At 42.1% G+C, this 22,923-nt stretch carries 20 protein-coding genes and 1 pseudogene; 10 read left to right on the top strand and 11 right to left on the bottom strand.

What is annotated here, in order from left to right; genetic code table 11:
• Window positions 1-44 precede the first annotated feature (44 nt).
• Window positions 45-476 carry a thioredoxin TrxC gene (gene trxC, locus CXF95_RS20565; protein WP_101200443.1) on the top strand — a complete coding sequence of 144 codons (432 nt, stop codon included), beginning with the start codon at window positions 45-47 and terminating at the stop codon, window positions 474-476.
• A 172-nt stretch (window positions 477-648) separates the two neighbouring features.
• Window positions 649-1,989 carry an MATE family efflux transporter gene (locus tag CXF95_RS20560; RefSeq protein WP_101200442.1) on the top strand — a complete coding sequence of 447 codons (1,341 nt, stop codon included), beginning with the start codon at window positions 649-651 and terminating at the stop codon, window positions 1,987-1,989.
• Window positions 1,990-2,204: 215 nt separating this feature from the next.
• On the opposite strand, the gene CXF95_RS20555 is transcribed toward CXF95_RS20560, so the two are convergent.
• The 3 genes from CXF95_RS20555 to CXF95_RS20545 form a co-directional block, all read right to left on the bottom strand.
• Window positions 2,205-2,558 (bottom strand): RidA family protein, encoded by a 354-nt coding sequence (locus CXF95_RS20555; RefSeq protein WP_101200441.1) that lies wholly within the window; start codon window positions 2,556-2,558, stop codon window positions 2,205-2,207.
• A 174-nt stretch (window positions 2,559-2,732) separates the two neighbouring features.
• Window positions 2,733-5,012: a xanthine dehydrogenase family protein molybdopterin-binding subunit gene (locus CXF95_RS20550; RefSeq protein WP_101200440.1), complete on the bottom strand. Its 2,280-nt coding sequence runs from the start codon at window positions 5,010-5,012 to the stop codon at window positions 2,733-2,735.
• Between the two features lies 1 nt (window position 5,013).
• The gene (locus CXF95_RS20545) at window positions 5,014-5,532 is read right to left on the bottom strand and encodes a (2Fe-2S)-binding protein (RefSeq protein ID WP_101200439.1); all 519 of its coding nucleotides are present in this window, start codon (window positions 5,530-5,532) and stop codon (window positions 5,014-5,016) included.
• A 287-nt stretch (window positions 5,533-5,819) separates the two neighbouring features.
• Here CXF95_RS20545 and CXF95_RS20540 point away from each other — a divergent pair, with 287 nt between their 5' ends.
• A complete protein-coding gene (locus tag CXF95_RS20540) occupies window positions 5,820-6,584 on the top strand; it encodes an SDR family oxidoreductase (RefSeq protein ID WP_101200438.1) in 765 nt (254 codons plus the stop codon).
• 365 nt (window positions 6,585-6,949) lie between these two features.
• Here CXF95_RS20540 and CXF95_RS20535 read toward each other — a convergent pair whose 3' ends face one another.
• Window positions 6,950-8,086 (bottom strand): amidohydrolase, encoded by a 1,137-nt coding sequence (locus CXF95_RS20535; RefSeq protein WP_101200437.1) that lies wholly within the window; start codon window positions 8,084-8,086, stop codon window positions 6,950-6,952.
• 4 nt (window positions 8,087-8,090) lie between these two features.
• Complete coding sequence (locus CXF95_RS20530; protein WP_101200436.1) at window positions 8,091-9,587, bottom strand: sodium:alanine symporter family protein; 1,497 nt, start codon at window positions 9,585-9,587, stop codon at window positions 8,091-8,093.
• 275 nt (window positions 9,588-9,862) lie between these two features.
• On the opposite strand from CXF95_RS20530, the gene CXF95_RS20525 reads away from it, so the two are divergent.
• Window positions 9,863-10,339 (top strand): Lrp/AsnC family transcriptional regulator, encoded by a 477-nt coding sequence (locus tag CXF95_RS20525; RefSeq protein WP_101200435.1) that lies wholly within the window; start codon window positions 9,863-9,865, stop codon window positions 10,337-10,339.
• A gap of 119 nt (window positions 10,340-10,458) precedes the next feature.
• Here CXF95_RS20525 and CXF95_RS20520 read toward each other — a convergent pair whose 3' ends face one another.
• The 4 genes from CXF95_RS20520 to CXF95_RS20505 all read right to left on the bottom strand — a co-directional run bounded on the left by CXF95_RS20520 (window position 10,459) and on the right by CXF95_RS20505 (window position 14,839).
• Window positions 10,459-11,766 (bottom strand): cystathionine gamma-synthase family protein, encoded by a 1,308-nt coding sequence (locus CXF95_RS20520; RefSeq protein ID WP_101200434.1) that lies wholly within the window; start codon window positions 11,764-11,766, stop codon window positions 10,459-10,461.
• Between the two features lie 521 nt (window positions 11,767-12,287).
• On the bottom strand, window positions 12,288-12,959 hold the full coding sequence (locus CXF95_RS20515) for a YceH family protein (protein WP_101200433.1): 672 nt from the start codon (window positions 12,957-12,959) through the stop codon (window positions 12,288-12,290).
• A 24-nt stretch (window positions 12,960-12,983) separates the two neighbouring features.
• A complete protein-coding gene (locus CXF95_RS20510) occupies window positions 12,984-14,303 on the bottom strand; it encodes an AarF/ABC1/UbiB kinase family protein (protein ID WP_101200432.1) in 1,320 nt (439 codons plus the stop codon).
• A gap of 50 nt (window positions 14,304-14,353) precedes the next feature.
• A complete protein-coding gene (locus tag CXF95_RS20505; RefSeq protein WP_101200501.1) occupies window positions 14,354-14,839 on the bottom strand; it encodes a MarR family winged helix-turn-helix transcriptional regulator in 486 nt (161 codons plus the stop codon).
• 628 nt (window positions 14,840-15,467) lie between these two features.
• Here CXF95_RS20505 and proB point away from each other — a divergent pair.
• Window positions 15,468-16,574, top strand: coding sequence for a glutamate 5-kinase (gene proB / locus CXF95_RS20500; protein ID WP_101200431.1), 1,107 nt, complete (start codon window positions 15,468-15,470; stop codon window positions 16,572-16,574).
• Window positions 16,571-17,818, top strand: a complete 1,248-nt coding sequence (locus tag CXF95_RS20495; protein ID WP_101200430.1) for a glutamate-5-semialdehyde dehydrogenase — start codon at window positions 16,571-16,573, stop codon at window positions 17,816-17,818. The genes proB and CXF95_RS20495 overlap by 4 nt, the downstream gene beginning before the upstream one ends.
• 63 nt (window positions 17,819-17,881) lie before the next feature.
• Here CXF95_RS20495 and CXF95_RS20490 read toward each other — a convergent pair.
• Window positions 17,882-19,169, bottom strand: a pseudogene (locus tag CXF95_RS20490) (M28 family metallopeptidase).
• Window positions 19,170-19,313: 144 nt separating this feature from the next.
• On the opposite strand from CXF95_RS20490, the gene CXF95_RS20485 reads away from it, so the two are divergent.
• From CXF95_RS20485 to CXF95_RS20470, 4 genes are all read left to right on the top strand, one after another.
• Window positions 19,314-20,210 (top strand): histone deacetylase, encoded by an 897-nt coding sequence (locus tag CXF95_RS20485; RefSeq protein WP_101200429.1) that lies wholly within the window; start codon window positions 19,314-19,316, stop codon window positions 20,208-20,210.
• Between the two features lie 125 nt (window positions 20,211-20,335).
• Complete coding sequence (locus CXF95_RS20480; RefSeq protein ID WP_101200428.1) at window positions 20,336-21,175, top strand: YHYH protein; 840 nt, start codon at window positions 20,336-20,338, stop codon at window positions 21,173-21,175.
• Complete coding sequence (locus CXF95_RS20475; protein ID WP_101200427.1) at window positions 21,162-21,785, top strand: toxin-antitoxin system YwqK family antitoxin; 624 nt, start codon at window positions 21,162-21,164, stop codon at window positions 21,783-21,785. Before CXF95_RS20480 ends, CXF95_RS20475 begins: the two co-directional genes overlap by 14 nt.
• Window positions 21,694-22,425 carry an SCO family protein gene (locus tag CXF95_RS20470; RefSeq protein ID WP_232787960.1) on the top strand — a complete coding sequence of 244 codons (732 nt, stop codon included), beginning with the start codon at window positions 21,694-21,696 and terminating at the stop codon, window positions 22,423-22,425. The genes CXF95_RS20475 and CXF95_RS20470 overlap by 92 nt, the downstream gene beginning before the upstream one ends.
• Window positions 22,426-22,645: 220 nt before the next feature.
• Here the strand turns inward: CXF95_RS20470 and CXF95_RS20465 are convergent, their stop codons facing one another.
• Window positions 22,646-22,867: a penicillin-binding protein gene (locus CXF95_RS20465; RefSeq protein WP_101200426.1), complete on the bottom strand. Its 222-nt coding sequence runs from the start codon at window positions 22,865-22,867 to the stop codon at window positions 22,646-22,648.
• Window positions 22,868-22,923 lie beyond the last annotated feature (56 nt).

Raw genomic sequence — 22,923 nt, 5'->3', positions numbered from 1 at the left:
ATGTTATACGGATTGGTATTAATAGCCCACTTATAGGAAGATAAATGCACATAGTTTGTTCTCATTGCCTCGCAATAAACCGTATACCAGAAGATAAAAGTCATACTCAGGCCAAATGTGGTAAGTGCCAGCAAGCGGCTTACTCTTCGAGTCCCGTTGAGTTAACCGATTCTTCTTTCTATCGCTACATCGAAAAAAATGATTTACCTGTCATTGTGGATTTTTGGGCAAGCTGGTGCGGCCCTTGTAAAGCAATGGCACCGGTATTTAGTGCTATTGCCAAAGAGTCTGAAGGTTTGTTGTTTGCTAAAGTGAATACTGAACAAGCGCAGAAAGTCTCATCGGACGCGACTATTCGCAGTATTCCTACTTTGGTGTTTTTCCATCATGGTAAAGAAATGGATAGGATTTCTGGTGGCTTAAGTGAATCACAGTTGAAAAACTGGATAATGCAGTGTCTGCAAAAATTAGGCTAATAAGGTTAGTGGTGTCTCCATAACATTATTGACCCTTAATTCCACGTGTCGCCCGAGAAACTGAAATCCGCGAACTAATAAAACCTCCTATTTGAGTTTAATTACGTAAATAGATTAATTGCTCATTTTTTAACAATACAAGTGGGTTGTTCAGAAACACATAAGGAACGCCATGAGTCAATCTTCACGTGATTTAACCATAGGGTCTTTGTGGAGTGCTATTGCTGGCATGACCTTGCCGATGATAGTTGGCATTATGGCGACTATGTCTGTGTCCATTGTCGATACCTACTTTGTAGGTAAGCTTGGTACAAACGAACTAGCGGCACTGTCATTTACTTTCCCTATTACTATTACCATCGCAAGTTTAGCTATAGGCTTAGGTGCAGGTGCCGCAGCAGTGGTATCACAAGCGATTGGGGCTAAAAATGAAAAAGAAGCTAAACGCCTGTCGACTGATAGTTTAATTATTGCGACGTTAATTGTAGTGGTTATTTCCATAATTGGCCTGTTGACTATAGAGCCTCTGTTTATGCTCTTAGGGGCACAAGGTGAAGTGCTTTCTATGATTAAACGTTATATGTGGATTTGGTACATCTCTATGCCTTTTTTGGTCATTCCTATGGTTGCCAATGCGATTATTCGAGCGGTAGGTGATGCAGTATGGCCAAGTATTATCATGATCGGTGCCGCTGTTATCAATATCATCGCGACGCCTATTTTAGTTTTTGGCTGGGGTCCCATTCCTGCTTTTAATATAGAAGGTGCGGCATACGGCACACTTATCGCCAGAGTATTTAGTTTGTTATTGGCTTTATACGTTGCCTATTACCGGGAAAAAATGATTGTTTTGTTGCTGCCCGCATTATCTGAAATGATTCAATCTTGTAAAAAAGTATTAAAAGTGGGAATTCCAGCAGGTCTTGGTAGTGCCGTTAATCCTTTTGGCGTGACTATCGTCACCGGCGTTATTGCGACTTTTGGTGCCCAGACGGTAGCTGCTTTTGGTGTGGCCACGCGGATTGAGACTTTTGCTTGTATCCCAATGTTCGCGCTGTCTGCGTCTATCGCGCCCATAGTTGGGCAAAATTGGGGCGCGAATAAAAAGAACCGAGTATTGCAAGCCGTTAAGTATTGTTACCTTATGTGCTGCGTTTGGTCAGCCTTTATTTTAACGTTATTATATTTTTTGGCTGAGCCAATCAGCCAAGTATTATCTTCTGATGCGGGTATTGCAAAGGAGTCCTCAAGTTATCTAGGTATCGCCACCATTGGGCTTTGGGGGTATGGAATTGTGATTGTCTCAGCTGCGGCGTTTAATGCCCTAGGCCGCCCGATGAGCTCATTAGGCTACTACCTCTTTAGAACCGCACTGTTGTATGTGCCACTCAGCCTCATAGCTGGGATATATTTCGATATCCAATCGGTTTATTACGCTATTGCCGCCGCCAATGTGCTGTCAGGCTTGGTTGTGGGTTGGTATACATTATGGTGGTTAAAAAAGCAGGTTTAAGCCAGCGAGTTCAATTTTATTAACTCACAAATCAGCCAGTAAACTCAACCACCCCGTATTTACTTATTATCCAACACGGGGTGTACGCTTATTAGATAGAGCTGAGATGAGATGAGAGCAGAGCAGAGCAGTGTTAATCGTTTAACTGCCGGTGATGAATCTCACTAAATGTTATTGTTAGTGAGATGATAAAAATGTCAGGGTGAAGCTGTTGACTATTTTTGCGCTGCAATAACAGATATTTCAACTAATAATTCAGGTCTAGCCATCGATGCCTGAATACAAGCTCTTGCAGGTGCGTGGCTCTCAGGTACCCAGTTATCCCACACCATATTCATGGCAGCAAAGTCTTGCATGTCTTTAATGTAAAGGGTGGCTGAAAGCATATGTTCTTTATCGCTGCCAGCGTCTAATAATAACTGTTCAACTTTACCCAGCATTGTTTGAGTCTGATGTGTAATACCTTGGGTGGCGTCAGCACAAACTTGTCCGCAAAGGTAGATGGTGCCTTGATGGGTCACAATTCGACTCATGCGTTGTTTGGTTTCTTGACGTTGAATGCTTGTCATTTTACAGTTAACTCCTAATATTTTCGAAGCAGAGATCATAGTAAGATTGAGATTTTCGATTCGTTTTATATAAGACGGTTCTGATATGACTCATGTCGTCATTAATAAAAAACGCCATAACTTGTGTGAAGAAATGGCGCTTCGAAATACAGTTCTTAGCCGAGCAGTTTTACTCTATATTAAAGCTTTTACGGCCTTAGGTGTAATAGGCAAGTCGCGCACTCTTGCGCCAACAGCATTAAATATTGCATTACCGATAGCAGGGGCAACCGCAATTAAACCTGGCTCACCTAATCCGGTCGGGAATTCAGTGTTTTGTACAAAACTGATATCCAATTCTGGTACATCTGCCATACGAAGTGGCGTATAGGTATTTAAATTTGTGTCAGCAACTTGCCCATCTTTAATGGCTGTTCCTTCGTGTAATGCAAGGCTTAATCCCCAAAGCATTGCGCCTTCCGTTTGGGCTAGTGCGCCATCAGGATGAACCACGGTGCCACAGTCCATTACATTGGTAAGCTTTAATACTTTCACGTCGCCAGTGGCGGGATCAACTTTAACATGTGCGACACAAGCACTCCATGTGGGCATCGTACGCTCTTGACCTGCGGCAATTGCCACACCCATGCCTTCATTTTTAGGTAAGGTTTTACCCCAACCAGATTTCATTTTTGTTTCATTTAACACATGAGCAAGACGTTTTGCTCCACCTACGGCCTCGGGTGCTTTACTTGCATTTCTACCCTTAGCGTCGAGCAGTTGCATTCTGAAATCGATAGGGTCCATATTTTGTGCATGGGCGATTTCATCCATAAACGATTCTACTCCCCATCCAATCCAACCCGGTCCAACAGCACGTAAATAACCTGGTACAAAGGTCTTTTGCGCAAGTGGGTTGTTGATGGCTCGCACTCTATGGTTGTTCAGGCTGTACCAGTGGTCGGCACCACTAATTGAAAAGGCATCGACCTTGGTTTTCTTGTCTACGCTGTCTGGCATAAAACCTGGCGCCATAGTCAAGGATGGCCAACCCGCTGCAGCGGCATGATCAATACCTTGTAACGCATCTTCGCCATCCCAGTAGGCAGCAAAATGTTGTACTGAAGGTGAGCGGATACAGTCAAAGCGCGAGTCGTCTTCACGGGTAAATACCAGTTTGACTGGTTTACCTATGGCTTTGGCAGTCACTGCTGCAGGGATCATGTAGTCGCCGGCTAAACGCCTACCAAAACCACCACCTAAGTAATATTGATGAATAATAACTTTGTCATCGGTAAGTCCGACAGATTTGGCCACAACGGGCAAAAATAACGATTGCCATTGGTTACCCGTATGTACATGACAAATACCGTCTTTGAACTCAACGGCTGCATTGACTGGCTCTAAAGCAAAGTGCAGCGCAGAAGCGGTCCTGTAAGTGCCATCGATAGATTTCTTAGCTTCTGCAGCTGTTTTATCGATATCACCGAGGTCAACAAAAAGCCCACCTGAGGATTTATCAGCAACCAGCCTTTCACCTTCGTCAATTAAATCCTGTTCACTGACATTCGCTGTTTCACCAGCCTGATATTCTATTTCAATGGCTTGTGCCGCTCGAATTGCACCGTAATATGTATCTGCTAGAACAGAGACCCACCCTTGTAGGATATTGCTGGGGTCCTGCAAAATTTCGTAGCCTAAGTAACCTTTAACATCAGTCGCTTTGCTATCGTTTACGTTAAGGACCTTCGAACCATAACGAGTTGGCGGTATTAACGGACGTGCGTACACCATGCCTTCAAGTTCAACGTCAATGCCATATTTCGCTGTTCCTGTGGATTTGGCCGGTATATCCAAAGCCTTACTAGGCTTCGCAATAAGTTGTCTGGTTTTTGGATCTTTAGGTATGAACTTGGCAAGTTCTTCGGGACTAAATGTTTTATCTATTTTGCCTTTACTAACAATGTCAGCGAAGCTAATTGACTTGTCACCGCATATCACTTGGCTATTTTGTGTTTTACATTCACTTGCTTGAACGCCCAGTAATGTTGCTGCGGCTTCAATTAAAGCTGTTCGCCCCGCAGCTCCGGCTTGAGACATGGGCAAGTATGATTGGAAAACAGACCATGAACCTCCCGTTACCATGTATCCCCATTTGGGATCGGTATCTACATGTTTAATTGTGACCTTGTTCCAGTCGGCGCCTAATTCATCTGCAACAATACGGGCGATCGCAGTTCCCACGTGTTGGCCCATTTCAGCTCGCGAAATGTTGACTAGAATGGAACCTGTTTGATCAATTTCAAACCAAACTGTTGGATTAAAGTGCTTTTTATTGAGTGCGGTAGCAGCTGATTCTGAGGAGTATGCAGTCATCACAGGTGCAAAGGCCATGACTAACCCTGTGCCTACTGTACCTATTAAAAAATTACGACGGCTTTGTTCAATTTTTTCGGTTTTGTTGAGGCGAGTCATCTTACACTACCCCCTGTTCATTATTGCTTTGTAGAATACTTTCTCTTTTAGGATCATAAATTTCTACGACACTAACACTTGCTGAAGATACTTGTTTGATAGCTTCTTTGATACGTTTATAAGACATGCAGCGACAAAGGTTTCCGGTCATATGATTAACAATTTCTTCATCTGAGGGATTTGCATTAGTGGCCAACAATGTAGAGGCTTGCATAATTTGACCTGATTGGCAGTAACCACATTGAGGAACCTGATTGTCAACCCAGGCCTTTTGTAAAGGGTGTTTGTTTTCAAGCCCTTCAATGGTGCGTATTTCGCTTCCATTAAGCGCGGCAATTGGCAATGAACAAGACCTAACTGGACCACCATTTAAATGCACAGTACAGGCGCCACACATGGCAATTCCACAACCAAATTTGGTACCTTTAAGTCCAAATTCGTCTCGGATAACCCATAATAATGGTGTGTCTGAAGGTGCATCCGTACTCATTTTGTTACCGTTAAGTGTAAATGTAATCATAGTTCCGCCGACTGATGGACTCAGCAATGTGCTTAGTCTTGGTTGCTAACAGTGTAGCAAGAAAAAATCAGGTTGATACTCATACCCATAAATATCTGTTTAATAATAATACGTTAGGTCTTAAACTTAATAAGCGGTTATTTATCTGCCATCGTTACCAGTTATGTGATTAAGCATTTTTCAAGCATTCATTCATTCTATTGATAGGTCAACATCTAGAAAACCTATTTTTTGTTTTAGGTTTGAGTTGCTAGTCTTCAGACTAATAAGAAATTGAGAATGCATAAATGGGTAATCAAAACGGGTTTTTAGACAAGGTTGTATTAGTCACAGGCGCTGCCGCTGGGATCGGTGAAGCTGCCGCTCGGGCTTTTGCAGCACAAGGTGCCAATGTGGTATTGGCAGATATAGACCAAGAGGGTGAACAAGTGGCAAAAAGTCTTTGTTCACAAGGTTACCAGGCCGTTTTCCACGCCTGTGACGTGAGTAATACAGCATCAGTGACAACCCTTTTTGCCTTTATCCAAGACACATTTGGTCGTCTAGATATTGCCTTTAATAATGCCGGTATTGATATCGAGTCAACTAAGTTGGCTGATGGCAGTGAGGATGTTTTTGACAAAATCATGGACGTCAATGTCAAAGGTGTATGGTTGTGTATGCAACACGAAATCCAAACGATGCTTAAAACTGGCGGTGGTGCGATTGTAAATACGGCGTCTGTTGCAGGTTTAGGTGCCGCGCCAAAGATGAGTATTTATGCTGCTAGTAAACACGCCGTAGTGGGACTCACTAAGTCAGCGGCAGTTGAATATGCTAAAAAAGGTATCCGAGTCAATGCTATTTGCCCAGCTGTGATTGATACCAATATGTATCGTCGTGCGGTAGCGAGTGACGCAAAAAAAGCCCTTGCGATTGGCGCAATGCACCCCGTTGGCCGGATAGGTAAAGTAGAAGAGGTGGTTGGTGCTGTATTGTATTTGAGCTCTGACGCAGCAGGTTTCACCACTGGAGCAACCTTACCCATTGATGGTGGCTCAACCGCTATTTAGCGAGTTGATTAACATGCTAGGGCGAATGTTCCATCGCCCTTTACTTGCTATCCACTGACGTCGACTTTGTCATTGTGCAACATTTTGGCAAGATAACTAAACAGCCAATAGTGTAGTTAATGAGGCGGATTTAACCGATAGGGTTTTTTACCAAATTGGCACTTTGTTTCAATATAGAAACAATAGGAGATCTTCACTGTTGAGTTAATTCAAGGGGGGAACAAGATAATACACTCTGGTATAGCTACCCTAAAGGTTTAGTCAAAGGCAATAGCTAACCGATTTTCACAATGAATGTTTGCGTAATGATTGCCAAAAACTCAAAAGTTAGTGACTTATAATTTTTAAGTTGAGGCTGACCCTTTTTATTTTGCAGGTTGCTTATGATTAAAACAGTGATCCGTAATTTTAATAAAGTAACGACTGCCGATTTCGATGAGTTGATCTGGAAAATCGTAGTCTGGATTATGTAATGCAGGCGTATCCTCGCCGGCACCTAAACCAAACAATGCACCACAATGCATACTGGTAAATTGGCCAAAATCTTCTGACCAGCGAAAAGGATGTGATATAAGGTGAACGGCTTCATTATGTAAGGCGTTGGTAATAATCGCCACTGCCTCATCATGATTAACAGTCGCATCAAAAACATCTTCACTTTCAATCGAATAAGCGAGTTGGTGTTCTATTGCCAGGGCGATGACTTTGTCATTGACCATTTCGACTAAACGTCTCATTTCAAGATCATGCTCGCTGCGCAGCGTGACATATATTTCAGCATCTGCGGGTGAGGTGCCGAAGGCTTTTTCGCCAATCTTGACGCCAACAATAGTGGCAAATGTAAAGTCACTATGGCTGTTAATTAACGCTGGCAACTGCTCAAATAATGGCAATAACTGATGGACAGCCTTAACTGGACTGTTTCCTGTTTCTGGTTGTGCGGCATGGGCTGTTTTTCCCGTTAAACGTATGATCATCCCTCGGGATGCGCAACAGATTGTGCCAGTTTTGATGAATACTTCGCCCATTGGATATTTCGGTGTGTTGTGTAACGCAAATACAAAATCTGGCTTAAGTTGCTCAGAGACTCTATCTTCCAGCACTTTTTTTGCTCCCTCACCCGTTTCCTCCGCGGGTTGAAACAATAAGATCACACGACCAGCCTTGGGCCTATTATTGGAATAATATTGAGCAACTGCAGCGAGTATTGCCATATGGCCATCATGGCCACATTTATGGGATATACCCGGATTTATTGAGCGATAATCGAAAGAATTGGTTTCAGCAATGGGTAAGGCATCAAGCTCACATCTCAACATGACAGTGCTCCCTGTTGCCGCATCACCAAAGCAAACTGCGACGCCTGTGCCACCGATCCCTGTAATAATCTTATCGGGTGACAATGGCGCTATATATTTAACTAGACGAGAAGCAGTGCCAAACTCGGTATTAGAAAGTTCAGGGTGCTGATGTAACTTATGTCTTAAATTAATGGAATTCATTATTTTAATCCGTATATTTTGTTTGGTAAGTCTTTAAATCTTGTTTGATCTGAGGTGCCAACATATACAAGCCAATGATGTTGGCAATTGACATGGAAAAGAACATAGAATCAGAAATGGCGATAACTGAGTCCAAACTGATGGAGGCGCCAATGATGGTAAATAAACAAAAAATGAATTTATAGGTGAGATCTAATACCTTACTGTCGCCAACTAAAAAGCCCCATGCAATCGAACCGTAATAGGCCCATGAAATCATAGTTGATATTGCAAATAACAAGACCGCAACGCTCAGTAAATACGGAAACCACCAAATGACACTGCCAAAGGCCCGTGATGTTAACGCAACGCCATCTATGCCTTCAACAGAACTATAAGCCCCTGTGATAACAATAACCAAGGCAGTCATAGTACAAATAACGACAGTGTCGATAAAAGGTTCAAGTAGGGCCACATAACCTTCCCGAATTGGCTCTTTAGTGGATGCAGTGGCATGGGCGATAGAAGCCGCGCCAACCCCCGCTTCACTGGAAAAAGCTGAACGCTTAAAGCCTTGGATCATGACTCCGATAATACCGCCAACGACACCGGTTGGGGAAAACGCACCATGATAAATCAGGCTGAATGCGTGAGGTATTTCGCTAGCATTGGCAACTAAAATGAATAACGCAGCGGATAGATAGACAGCAGCCATCAGCGGTACAACTTTTTCGGTTACTTTGGCAATTTGTTTAATACCACCGATGATCACTACACCGATCAAAATGGCTAGAATTAACCCAAACAACCAGCCTTTATCGGCCCAAGCACTGTTACTGCCCCCCATAACAGTGACAAACTGCTGATAAGCTTGATTCGATTGCAGCATATTACTGCCACAAAGCGAAGCCGTAACACAACAGATAGCAAAAAACACCCCTAACACTTTTCCTAATTTTTTATGACCCAAATCAGACAAGCCATCTCTAAGGTAATACATAGGGCCGCCGCGCACTTGACCTTGTTCATTAATACGACGATATTTAACACCAAGGGAACATTCCAGAAACTTGGTAGACATACCCATGAATCCGGCAATGATCATCCATAGCGTAGCCCCCGGTCCCCCAATGGAGATTGCAATGGCGACACCGGCAATGTTTCCCAAACCCACAGTGCCTGAAAGTGCTGTAGTCAATGCCTGAAAGTGGCTGACTTCACCGGGATCATTAGGGTCTGAGTAATCCCCTCGGATAACTTTACATGAATGTTTAAAGCCGCGGATATTAAGAAAACCAAAATAAAAGGTGAAACTTATTGCCGCGACAATCAGCCACAGAACAATAATGGGCACTGAGGTGCCTACTACATTAAATGAATAAAAGATGATGCTACTAAATAGCTCAGCAACGGGTTTGAGCAACGCATTTATATGTTGGTCAATGCTTTGTGAGCCTAATAGGGCTGACTCAATTTTATTTATAGAAATAAATATCGAGGTACTAATAAATTGCCATATCATAGGTATTTTCAATTTTTATCGATTTTTCTAAGTTCAGGTTAGCAGAACCATTCAAGTTTCTTTTACTGTAAACACTTAAATAAACGTATGAATGCAGTTTATTTAACTGAATAAGTTAAAAATTGCAGTGATATTGCTGTATTAATATTTAAATACGCAGTAATAAAGCATATTAGGTAGGTTTGACATACGTATCCCAGAGCATTTGACATGAATCGGATTTACCTCTTTGCGGCTGTATTTGATTAAAACTAGGCGTAAATTGTGGAGCTATTATGAAAATTGATAAAACAGATTTGGCAATATTGAATATTTTACAAAAAGAAGGTCGAGTGCCTATTGCTGAGCTCGCTAGCAGAATACATTTAACCACCAGTCCCTGCTCTGACCGAGTTAAGCGATTAGAAAAATTGGGCATTATTGAAAGTTACCAAGCTTGCCTTAGCGTAGAGAAATTAGGCTTACCTTTAGTGATTTTTATTCATGTCAGCTTAAATCAAACCAGCAAGTCAATATTTAAACAATTTGCGGAAGTGACTAATAATATGAGTGAAATTGAAGAGTGCTATTCAGTGACGGGAGATTTTGATGTTACCTTGAAAATTAGAATGAAAGATATTTTGCAATTCCAAGAATTTATGGCCACAAAATTTTTGGAGTTGCCGGGTATTGTCCGCTCGCGCAGTGAAGTTCTGATCAAACAATTTAAAAAAACATCTGGCGTAAGCTTGGAGGGAGCCGATTGTTCTTAACCGTAAATTCAACGGGACGGGCAATGGACGTGATATCGCTAAACAACCACCTAGCAACAAACCCTATTTTACTGACATGGAAATGGTCATCCATGTTCCGCCCTCGACAAAGTCACATGTTAAGGGGTATTTATATCCTTGAAGGTTCTGCAGAAGGCGTTATCGAGGTCGGCTATGAGATCGTCCGGGTGTTCAAGGCCGATTGAGAGGCGGATAAGGCCATCGGTTACACCGAATTTCTCACGTAAGTCAGCAGGTACCCCTGAATGAGTGGTACTACCAGGGTGGCAGATAAGACTTTCACTGCCGCCTAGACTGACCGCTGATTTGAAAAGGGACAGGTTGTTGATCAGGCGGAAGGTGTCTGATTTTGATACGTCCAACACGAATGAAAATGTTGAGCTAGGCCCTGAACATTGGCGCTTATAAACGGCTTGGTAAGCTTTATCTGCGATGAACTCAGGGTGAAGAACTTTTGCAGTGATGTAAGTATTATCTGCAATCCATTGTGCTACTTTACGGCCGCTATCAGCGGAACGTTCCATGCGAATACTTAAGGTTTCGAGTGAGCGGGAGATCATCCAGCTTGTATGCGGGTCGAGGTTAAGACCCAGAATGCCTCGGGTGGCGCGAACTGGGCGCAGCATTTCACTGCTGCCACAAACTGCACCAGCAACAAGGTCACTGTGGCCGCCAACATATTTAGTTAGAGAGTACATAGCCATATCAATGCCTTGGGGCACAACTTGTTGGAACACAGGGCCCATGAGGGTGTTGTCGCAGACACTGATAGGGCGGTGGTCTGTTTCTGTCTCAATAATATCTAATACACGGTTTAGCGCTTCGAAATCAACAAGAGAGTTTGTTGGGTTGGCGGGTGATTCAATAAAGACCATGGCAACCCGGCCTTTTTTGCCTGCTTCACGGAGGGAGCTGAGCATGGTCGGCTCATCCAAACCGTTATGGAATTCGCCCGTCTTTATGTTGAATTCGGGCAGAAATTTACGGATAAGTGTTTCGGTGCCGCCATATAAAGGCGCGCTTTGCACGATCACATCACCGGGACGCAAGTAAGCGAGAAGTATTGCGCTAATTGCACCCATACCGCTGGAGCATACTACGGAGCGTTCTGAGCCTTCAAATAGAGACAATCGGTCTTCGATTATTTCGACATTGGGATGATTGAAACGGCTGTAAATTAGGCCGCCAACACTACCTTGTGGCGCGGGCTTTCGGCCAGCCATAATGTGAAAAAATTCCTCACCCTCCTCTGGTGTTTGGTAGGCGAATGTGGAGGTCAAAAAAACAGGCGGCTTGACGGAGCCTTCGGAGAGTTGTGGGTCATAACCGTAAGACATCATCATTGTTTCAGGCTTGAGCGCGTGATCACCGATTTTGCTTTTTTTGTAGTTTCCGTCATTAGCCATTGTTTGTTGTTCTCTTTATAAGTTTTGTTTTATAGATTTTATCTTAAGCATTGTTGATTGTTACACAGTTATATACCGGCAGTTACGTTGTCAATAAAGCCGACATTAGTACTACAGGGAACACCAGTGGTGGCAGAAACCTTTGCAATCATTTGGCAACTCTTTAAACATCATGGCGGTAAACTCCTAGTGGAGAACTTATACACAATTTTATCAAAGCATAAAAGAATAAACGCTATATCTGATCTATGCAACAGGCGCTAATTATGGTGAGTTTCGGGTGTGTCTAATAACTGTTTGGACACTCATTAGACATCAGTACCGTCTTTGTGTGGCCTTAAGTATTAATCACGTTAGTAAAATATGGGGGCGGCATCTTGATGGGACTCGTCAGACCCCTAAAAGAATAGGGTTGCATCAAAAAAGTGGACTTGAAAAGTTGGATTTCTTTAAAAGCTGCTTATTTGTTGGAGACCGAACCCATACAAGAAACTATAATCTCTGGGATGTATATCGGCCTTTCATTCGCTCAATATATCCACGAGTTCCTTCAATTCTGTTAATTGACTCGTCAATTCAGCCACTTGTTGTTCCAAAAGTGTAATCCGCTCTAATGCTTTGGGGGTGAATGTTGAATCTTGAGTCGAGTTTGCTGGTGTCTGCGATGCTATTTGCAATCCTTCGTCACCGCTAAATAAGTGGGCATAACGAGCATCCCGCTTGCCGGGTTCGCGGTCTAGTTTGAGCACTAATTGTTGGTCGTTTAGCTGGTGCAATTTCTTTAACGTGGCTTCTACTTCATCCACATTAGCAAATTCTGCCAAGCGGTTGGTGCGTGTTCTAAGTTCACCGGGAGTTTGTGGGCCGCGCAGCAACATCACGCAGATAATCGCTAATTGTTGGCGACTAAATTTTAAATCACTAAATTCGGTATTACAAAAGCGATGTTTGTATTTTACAACTCGGCTACCCGTGCCTATATGTTCAAATATTAACTTTTTGTCCCTGAGTTCATCTAATAGGTTTTGCACCTCAGATTCACTTAAGTTCATTACGGGTTCACGGTTACTTTTTTGGTTACAACCTAGGGTTAAACCATTGAGAGATAGAGGATATTGATCAGGTGTAGTCACTTCTTTTTCGAGTAATACACCAATAAGCCGAGCTTGCATGGGGGAGAGTTGAATGAGCATATAAGCGTCCTTTGGTACTGCTAATTAAGCTTTATTATATGGCGCAAATAGGCTTTGTATATCCACTTTCGCTTTTAATTTAATCGCCAATAAAAATAATCCCCCTAGTTTACGATGCAAAAAGATCGCATTAGCCGATGGTGTGTGTGCATACTCTTTTTCTAATCCCAGTTGCATGCCTTGATGTTGTAATCGGGAAGACAAGTCAGAGCCAGCAAAGTCGTAAGGTGATTCACCGTATAGAGGCTCGCAGGCCATATAAGCCAAATCAGTGATGTTTTGCTGAACCTTTTCTGGCAAATCCTGCCTGATTAGACCTATATCTAAGACCGCTTGACGGATCTTTGATTTTTTATGATGACTGGCGTTTTGCATAAGCTGACGATAACTTTCAGCCATATGTGGTGTGTATATTCGGGTTGCACCAAAATCTAATAAAACAATTTTTTGGGTATCTTGATCATATTGGTAATTGGCAAAGTTAGGATCGGTTTGCACCAATTGGAAATCGAATAATTCTTTAAAAAATAAACGCATCAGTTGGCTCATAACCTGATCGCGTGTTTCTTGTGGTGCATCAACCAACTGCTCTATCGGTATACCATCCACAAAACTCATGGCAAGAATAGTGTCTGAACTAAATTCTTTATCCAAAACCGGCATAATAAAGGCATCATCATTTTCAATAACTGCGGCATATTGGTCTAAATACCTTCCTTCAAGGGCATAATCCGCTTCATCGTGAAGCTGTTTTTTAGCTTCGGCCAACAAGGGTTTTATATCCAGACCCCTAGGTAGTAACCCCGTCATTTTTATTAAAGTTGCTACGTTATCCACATCGCTGTTGATGCTTTGTTTAATACCTGGATATTGAATTTTAATTGCCAAACGTTTGAGATCTTGGGTGATGACTTTATGCACTTGGCCTATAGACGCTGCAGCGATGGGTTGTAGGGGAAATTGGATAAACTTTTTCTGCCAGCTTTCCCCCCATCGAGCTTCTAATAAGTTAATGAGCTCCTTTTCTGGCATAGACTTAGCGTCTGAGCGCAGCCGAGATAGTAAATCTGTTAACTGGGCCGGTAACATATCACCTGCATCCATAGATATCATTTGACCGACTTTCATTGCTGCACCACGCATGTGGGCAAGTTGATCGGCGACACGTATGACGTTTGTGGGTGTCAGCAGTAAATCCTTCATTTTAGGACGATTGCCTTTGGCTAATTCGCTGACACTTTCAGCTAGCATGTTTCCAGCTACTCGCCCTGCTAAAGAACTGAGTTTACCCAAACGACTAAATCGACCCTTTGGGATAGAGGCTGTATCTGTCTTTTTCTGCATGAGGAGATGGCCCTGTAAATAGACTAATACGCAGGTCTTGGTGTTCTAGACTACTCTGGCTGTGTTATTTCCTGTATTGCACCGACTTCTAACATGGGTGAGGCATCTAAATTTTCTGCATCCATCATGGATGCAATACGCTGCATAGTTGAAACTAACTGGGTTTGCTCCCAGTCTTGAAGTTTTTCAAAGCGATCTATAAAATGTGTTTGTAGTGGTCGTGGTGCATCTTTGATGACGGCCTTTCCTTGCTCAGTAAGGTATAACCCAACTTTACGTTTATCTGTTACTGAGCGCTCTCTGATGACATAAGAACGTGCCTCAAGTCGATCTAAAATACTCGTCACAGTGGCTGAGCTAAGATTAATACTTTGAGCAATATCCTTAACCATGTATCCTCTATGTTGATCAATTTCCTTAAGAACAATAAGCTGTGGAGTGGTAAGCCCACTTTCTTTGGAGAGTTTTTTGGAATAAAGATCTATAGCCCTTATAACCTTTCTTAATGAAACCAATAACTCTTCATATTTTTGCATAACACTTCCCTTAAACATCTTTGAAAGGTGACGGATAAAACTGTTCATCATCACCTGATTATGACGCTTAATGTATGAGTAATTAACGTGGAGTTCAATTGATTTTTTAGTAAATTCATTATTTTAGTTCGCGTTAAAATTCAATCCTATCTAATTAACTAGCATGGAAACTATCTTATATCCATATTCAAGTGGCTTTTCGATGTAAAAATGGTTAGTATACTAATCATTAGTTCACTACTTAAATTTAATCGGTTTTTTAATCGAATTATCAAATAAGTTAAAAATGCGATTTTGGAGCAAATCAATAACATCAGTAGCCATTAAAAGTCCAAAAGTAGGGCAACAACCTTTCTCGGTTGTCGTTGAATATTTTTGCTTTAAATTGCTGATGGATTTGTGAGTGGTTTAGACCGCAAAGCTTAAAGCATATTGTCTGTAAGACAAACCAATTATCAATAACACTGTCACTAACGCTGACGGTACTCAAGCACTAGGTTAGTAACCTACCTCAAAAAAGATACAGCTCTAACGTTAGGGCATATCAATAGAATGCACCATTAAGAATGGCACTTATGCCTACATCAATATACAAGCGTTGAACAACGCAAGGTAAGTAATTAATTACATGAATAGATTTAATTGGAAACGAATTGTCATAAAAGTTGGAAGCGCATTGATCGCGCCCCATGGAAAGGGCTGTAGTAGCGAATACTTAATCAGTATCGCGGAATTTATAGTGAGCTGCCGGTCGCAGGGCATCGAAGTGGTGTTAGTGTCATCTGGCTCGGTAGCCGCTGGTTCTCATCTATTTCCAGATGAGTTACAACAAACTATTCCAATCAAAAAAGCCATGGCCGCTGCAGGTCAAGCTGAGATGATGGGAACATGGGAAAAGTTATTTGATTTTCCCACTGCACAAATGTTACTGACCCGCTGCGATTTGCGAGACAGAGAACGTTACGTAAGTGTTAGAGAGACAATATTTACTTTGCTCGAGCATGACGTACTGCCGATTATTAATGAAAATGACACCATAGTGACAGACAAATTGAAAGTAGGGGATAATGATAATTTATCTGCGATAATCGCTGCTGCTGCTGACGCTGATGCCTTGATTATTTGTTCCGATATTAACGGTCTGTATAATAAAAATCCAAACAAACACGATGATGCGGTTCTCATTCCGAACGTCCCAGAGATAACTGCAGATATTTTCGCCATGGCTGATGGAGCGACAAGTGCCGTGGGCACAGGGGGGATGATAACAAAAGTAGAAGCGGCTCAAAAAGCGACATTACACGGAATTGATACCTACATAGTCAATGGTTTTACTGAGCAGACATTTGAAATGTTGTTGAATGGCGAAAACCCAGGTACACATTTCTCATCAGATCCTTCTCCTATGAAAGAGCATTTACACTGGATGACACATACTTCTACCGCTCAAGGTGAAGTGATAGTTGAAGATGATTTTACTGTCAAACTAGACGCCCACAGTGAAGAGCTTACCAGTGACGATTTGCTAGAGATTAAAGGTGAATTTGCCGTAGGTGATACCATATTAATACGTAAACATGATGGTACTAAGTTGGCAAAAGCCAAATCAAACTACGGTAGCTGTTTGTTAAGTTTTATTACTAATCAAGAAGATAAAAACTTTGCAAGCGATTTTCAAGAACAAACAGGGCCAATTATCTCAGATAAACATGTCGCCCTGTTGGAGACATTATGAGCATCATAAGAACCTTAACATTAGCGGCGGCTAAAGCATCCAAAACATTAGCCGTTTTAGAAGAGTCAATTAAAAACCAAGTGTTGCTTGCCATGGCAGTGGCATTGCGTGAGAACAAGCAAAACATTCTTACAGCGAATGAACAAGATTTAGCCCAAGCAAAGCAAAACAGTTTGAGCAGTTCGATGCTCGACAGGCTCACCTTAAATGATGAAAGAATTGAAGCAATGGCATCAGGAATTGAAGTCATTGCTGGTCTAGCAGACCCGGTTGGTGCTGAACGAGTGGTCAGCGAACGTCCTAATGGATTGCAAATTCGCAAGATGCGAGTGCCCCTTGGTGTTGTCTGTATGATTTTTGAAGCACGACCTAATGTAACCGCAGATGCAGGTGCCCTGTGTTTTAAATCGGGTAATGCGGTTATTTTGCGTGGCGGCAAAGAGGCATTGACCTCCAGTTTAGCCATCGCACAGGTTTTACAGGATGTGCTAATAAAATTTGATTTGCCTAAAGAGCTGATTACAGTCGTGCCTGATCCTAGCCGTGATTTGATGTTTGAGTTGATGCAGCAGCGCGATAGCATTGATGTGATCATTCCAAGAGGTGGTGAAGGGTTGATTAATTATGTAACGGATAACAGTAAAATACCTGTCATTCAGCATTTCAAAGGCGTTTGTCATCTGTATATAGATAAAGAAGCTGATCTGAACGTTGCTATGGATTTGTTAGTCAACGGTAAAACCCATAGAACTGGGGTGTGTAACGCGACTGAAGGGCTGTTGGTAGACAAATCCATTGCTGCTGAATTTTTGCCTAAAGTGGCTGAAAAACTTAAAGAAAAGCAAGTTAAAGTCAACGCCTGTGTTGATGCTAGCCAATATTTCAGCGATGCCACAGTTTTAGCTGTAGAAGATTTTGGTCAGGAATACCTAGACCTTGAGATAGCGGTTCGAATTGTTGATGGTGTTGATGAAGCTATGGCGCACATCGACAGATTTGGTAGTCACCATACTGAAGTCATCTGTAGTAAAAATGAGCTAACGGCTAGACGTTTTCAACGCTCTGTTGATGCGTCTGTGGTGATGGTTAATGCATCCTCGCGTTTTGCTGATGGTAGCGAACTGGGATTAGGTGCCGAAATTGGTATCGCCACAACCAAGCTCCATGCCTATGGCCCTATGGGTTTAGAATCACTCACCACTGAGAAATACTTGGTGATGGGCGACGGACAAATACGTGCATAATTAAAGAAAAACAGGGCGGACTAAATTTCCGCTCTGTTTTTTTTCTATATTCAGCTGCCTTTATTACTCACCAAAAGAGCCTGCAGTGCCGGGAAACACCACTGGACTCTCATAACCCTCTTTGCTCACACTGGCGACACCAAAAAAGTAGTTGTCTATTACCACATTTTCTAAAGTGTATTGGGTAACGTCGCCTACAAATTTACTGTATTGCCACTGCGGTGCGTCGGTGTAACGCCAATAAATCTTGTATTCCGCGAGCTGCTTATTTTGGCTTTTATCTAGCGCCGCCCAGCTCAATGTAGTACTGGGTTGGACTGCACCTTTTATCGTAACCATTGCTGGTAGAGATGGCTCCCACGCCATGCCTGCCAGCGACACAGCATTTAAAGCGGTGAGTTTAGCTGCGTATTCAAAATTAACTCCGTCTATGGTATCGCCATAGGTCACACCATCTTCTATTAGAAGGTCTTGGTGTTGACGGTCGTAATGTTCGTTAGTTTCCATAATACGTACCCCAGGATAACCTAAATCGTTGAAGGGACGATGATGACCGCCGCGACCGAATCTGTCTAAACAGTAAACCACCATAGAATCTAAGTTAGGGATATATCTGTCAGCCATTAAATCAATATAACGAGCCAAGTTGCGACTAGGAGAATCCACCTCGCCACCCGTATACCTGCGAGTGCGTGCTTGTGCATCGGTTTCGGTGTAGCGAGTACCCTCGGCAAAAATACGTGCCGTAGTATTGTTGATAACGCCATCCGTCTTTTTGCGCTGTTTCAGCTAATATTTTCCCGCCAAATAGTCCTTGTTCTTCACCGGCCAGAGCGGCGTAAACAATACTACCGTTAAACTGGTATTGGCTCAGTACACGGGCTGCTTCTAAAATGCCTGCGACGCCAGAAGCATTGTCATTTGCACCCGGTGAATCATCAGTAAAATTCATTACATCTGAAATGCGCGAGTCAATATCGCCAGACATCATGACGTAGCGGTTAGGATCAGTGGTTCCAGTTTGCACCGCAATCACACTGACTACTTCTGTCGCATCTGGAATACGTTTTTCACCTTGAATGGTTTGTGATTGAAAATAGACTGTTATACAACCACCACAGGCTTTAGAAATTGCATCAAATTCAGACTTGAACCAGCGCCTAGCCGCGCCTATTCCACGGGTGTCAGATTTTGTTTCAGACAAGGTGTGACGCGTGCCAAAGCCAACTAATTTACGAATATCCTGTTCAATACGTTTTGCAGAAATTTGTTGCTGAATATCATGTACTTGCTGTTGATTTTTGTACTCTAATTCTGTTGCCTGTGTTGTTAATGCAAAGATAAAAAACAAAAAGGCATATAACACTGGCTGAATCGTTCTCACAATCTGTTCCTAAATGGTTTGTTTGTTAATTTAAGATACTTTAACGTGTTTTGAACTGATATTGTTCATTATTAGTATTCATTAATTGCGAAGCAACAATCGACTAACATTATGATCCCATTGGTATTTCACCCTATTTATAGCCAACTTGACTTACCTGTACGTCATCGTTTCCCTACTGAAAAATATCAAGGGATCCGTAATGCATTAGCCGTGCAGGGGGTTGCAGATGATAGCTTTTTTATGCCGACCCCAGTTTCCCCAAAAGACTTGGCACAAGTTTTTAATCCGCAATATGTACAACAACTCGTTGCTGGCACTCTGGATGCTAAAGCGATGCGGCGTATTGGTTTTCCTTGGTCTGCACAACTTATTCAGCGCTCATTAACGGCTGTAGGCGGCACTGTTTTAACTGCAAAACTAGCCTTAGAGCATGGTAAAGCATTAAATTTGACCGGCGGTTATCATCATGCGTTTGCTAATTATGGTTCGGGTTTTTGTCTGTTTAACGATTTGTACTTGGCCGCTTTGACTATGTTGAACAGTCCTAAGATCGACAAAGTACTGATTTTCGACTGTGATGTGCATCAAGGCGACGGGACGGCGAAATTAGCGGAAAACAACACCCAAATATACACGGTTTCTCTTCATGGAGAGAAAAACTTCCCATACCGTAAACAGCACTCAAATATGGACTTTAACTTGCCCAAAGGCACGCAAGATCATGAATATTTAGAAACAGTCGATAGTGCTTTGCATCTAGCTATTAATACCTTTGGGCCCGACGCAGTCATTTATGATGCGGGGGTAGACATTCACATGGATGATGATTTGGGGCATTTAAATATTAGTACTGAAGGTGTATATCAAAGAGACTGTTTAGTTTTTGATACATGTAAAAGTAAGGGGTTACCTATCGCAGCAGTAATAGGTGGTGGTTATCAACGTAATATAGATGCCTTAGTGGAAGTGCATCTTCAGTTGTATCAAGCTGCAGGCGTAATGTAATTGGTATAAACCCACTTTGCACATTCTTTGCACATTCTCTCTTTACAGTGTTTGCTATCTTCTTAACCAGACTATCGATATATAGATTGAATTGGTGTTAGCAACTACGGTAATGGGTTAAGTATATGAAAATGGTAAATTGTAAAAACAACGGCGTTTTATTGGGCTCGGTAATATCGGCATTGTTGTTGTCGGCTTGTAGTGGTTCATCAGACTCAACAGACACAGTAACGGAAGTAGACAGTGGAACTGCTTCGTGCGGATCGCCGATGACAGAGCTTTCAAGTGCTTTACTCGAATTTGTCGCCGCGCCTAATGTGACGGTTGTTTTATCTGAAGACGGTTGTACTGTCGCCCTTGAGTCTGCGGGTAAGCCTGATCATACATCTTCCTATTGGGATTCAGGAAACGATAGTGGTTTGTATGTTGAACCTGAAGACGCAACTTTGTTTGATGCACAAAGATCGCCTGGAGATATTGAAGATTATATTAACGATTATAATTTGACTGTCCCAGTGTCTCCTGAGTTAGCTAGTAGTTCGTCGGCAACGCCACTTGGCGCTATTGGGATTTCAATAAGTGGAGCCCCCATTTTTAATGATTCTGAAGGTAACGGTGATGTTTCACTGGGTGTTATTCAAGGTTTTGATCGTAATGGCGCTCACACCGGTCCGCAGACCTACCACTATCACCTAGAACCAAAAGCCATTTCATATGATGATGACTCCCTTGTAGGTATTATGGCGGATGGATTTTTAATTTTCGGGAGAAGGTGTTATTCATCAGCAGACTACCCAACTGATCTTGATGAATCCAATGGCCATGCTTCGGTAACCTTGTATACAGGCTCTGGGGCAGAGGATGCTGAGTACCATTATCATGTCTCAACTGAACAATATCTAAACGGTGATTATTACTTGATTTTCCCAGGCAACTTCCAAGGTACACCGGGTGATATTAATTAACAAACGTATTGGAATAGCGCTACTTTTTTGTTTATCGGTGCTAGTGGCGGGGATCACTACAACTATTGAATTTAGCTCTCTGACTCAGTTAATTATCAGAAAATCAGAAATATCAATTAACCAGCAGGGTCAGCGCGTATACCAAAACAAACCTTTTACCGGCGAAATGGTGAGTTACCACGACTCCGGAAAAGTCTCAACCGCCGACCAATTTGTTAATGGCAGGCGTCAGGGCTACGCTAAAAAATGGTTTGACAGCGGGATACTGGGCTATGAATCACTTTATGTTGCGGGCGCTCGAGACGGTGCGACCAAAACGTGGTGGTTCAATAGTAACCTTCGTTCCGATTTCTTCTACATAAAAGGTAAAACAGAAGGGGTAGGCAAACGTTGGTATCGAAGTGGTGCAAAGTTTAAGAAATTTAATTATCACGCAGGTAAACCCGTTGGGTTGCAACAAGCTTGGCGTAAAAACGGCAAATTATTTTCCAATTTTGAATATAAAAACGGACGGATTTATGGACTTAGAAAAGCAAATAATTGTGTTGGGCTTAAAGACGAGGTTATCACGCCTGAATACTACCAATCTCAAGCAAATATTACTCTTTAGTATTTTGTTTTTTGTGGGGGGGATATTAAGTTCACCAGCCCACGCGTCTGACAGTTTGCCTTACTATAATAGTGCAGAATTTACCCCTCATTGGTTAGAGAGTAATAGTACGAAACTTAAAGATTTTCATCGTATTCCACCCTTTAGTTTTACTGATCAGGATGGGGGAGAAGTCAGTGAAAAAACCTTCGTAAATAAAATTTACGTGGCAGGTTTTTTCTTTAGTACTTGTCCTGGAATTTGCCCTTTCATAAGAACTAAACTTAACAAGGTGCAGGAAAAATTCCTTGAAGACGCAGATGTTAAAATTCTTCAACACTCAATTAGACCCAGTACAGATAAGGTTGCAACACTAAAAAAATATGCTAACGATAATGGCATAATCAGTGGAAAATGGCATTTAGCGACGGGTGATAGAGAAACTATTTATTCATTGGCTAAAAGTGCTTATTTTGCCAGTGAAGATTTAGGTAACATTCAAAAAACCGATGATTTTTTACATACAGAAAGTCTGCTGCTTATTGATCAAAATCGACATATACGTGGCATATATAATGGACTAAATAGTGCGTCTGTCACCTATTTAATCTCAGATATTGAGGCCCTTAAAGCAGAAATGCAAACCATGGAAAATGAATGAATAAAAGGTTCAGGGGTGATTAGCATTATACCATTGCTAAAAACGATTATTTTGCGAGTGAATATTTAGGCAAGTTTGTCAGCAATGAAGATTTTCTTTACACTAAAAACCTTATATTGGTAGATAAAAGCTGCCATATCCGTGGCATTTACAACGGCTTAAACAATGCCTCGGAGAATCATTTACTGAATAACATTGATCAGCTACTCCCAGAGTAACGTTAATAACTAGAATTCGGTGTGTTGTCTGGATCTATTTCACCCGATACTTCATCTGGGTCGACATCATTGATTAACAGCGTTTCTCGCACTGCTTCTATGTGGTTTAACACTGCCTGATAGCGTTCACCATACTCATACTTAGTCACTTCAATTGCCTTTGGCATATAGCTAAAGGCAATCTTTAGTGCCATAAGTGCTTCTTTGTCTATTTTGTTAGTCATATTCTATCTCGGTGGATTAATTTGGCGTTTTCCTTTAACTACGAAGATAAAATCAT

The organism is Paraglaciecola sp. MB-3u-78, from assembly GCF_002835935.1.
In the GTDB taxonomy this organism is placed as follows: domain Bacteria; phylum Pseudomonadota; class Gammaproteobacteria; order Enterobacterales; family Alteromonadaceae; genus Paraglaciecola.
This window is presented reverse-complemented; position numbering and strand designations above follow the sequence as displayed.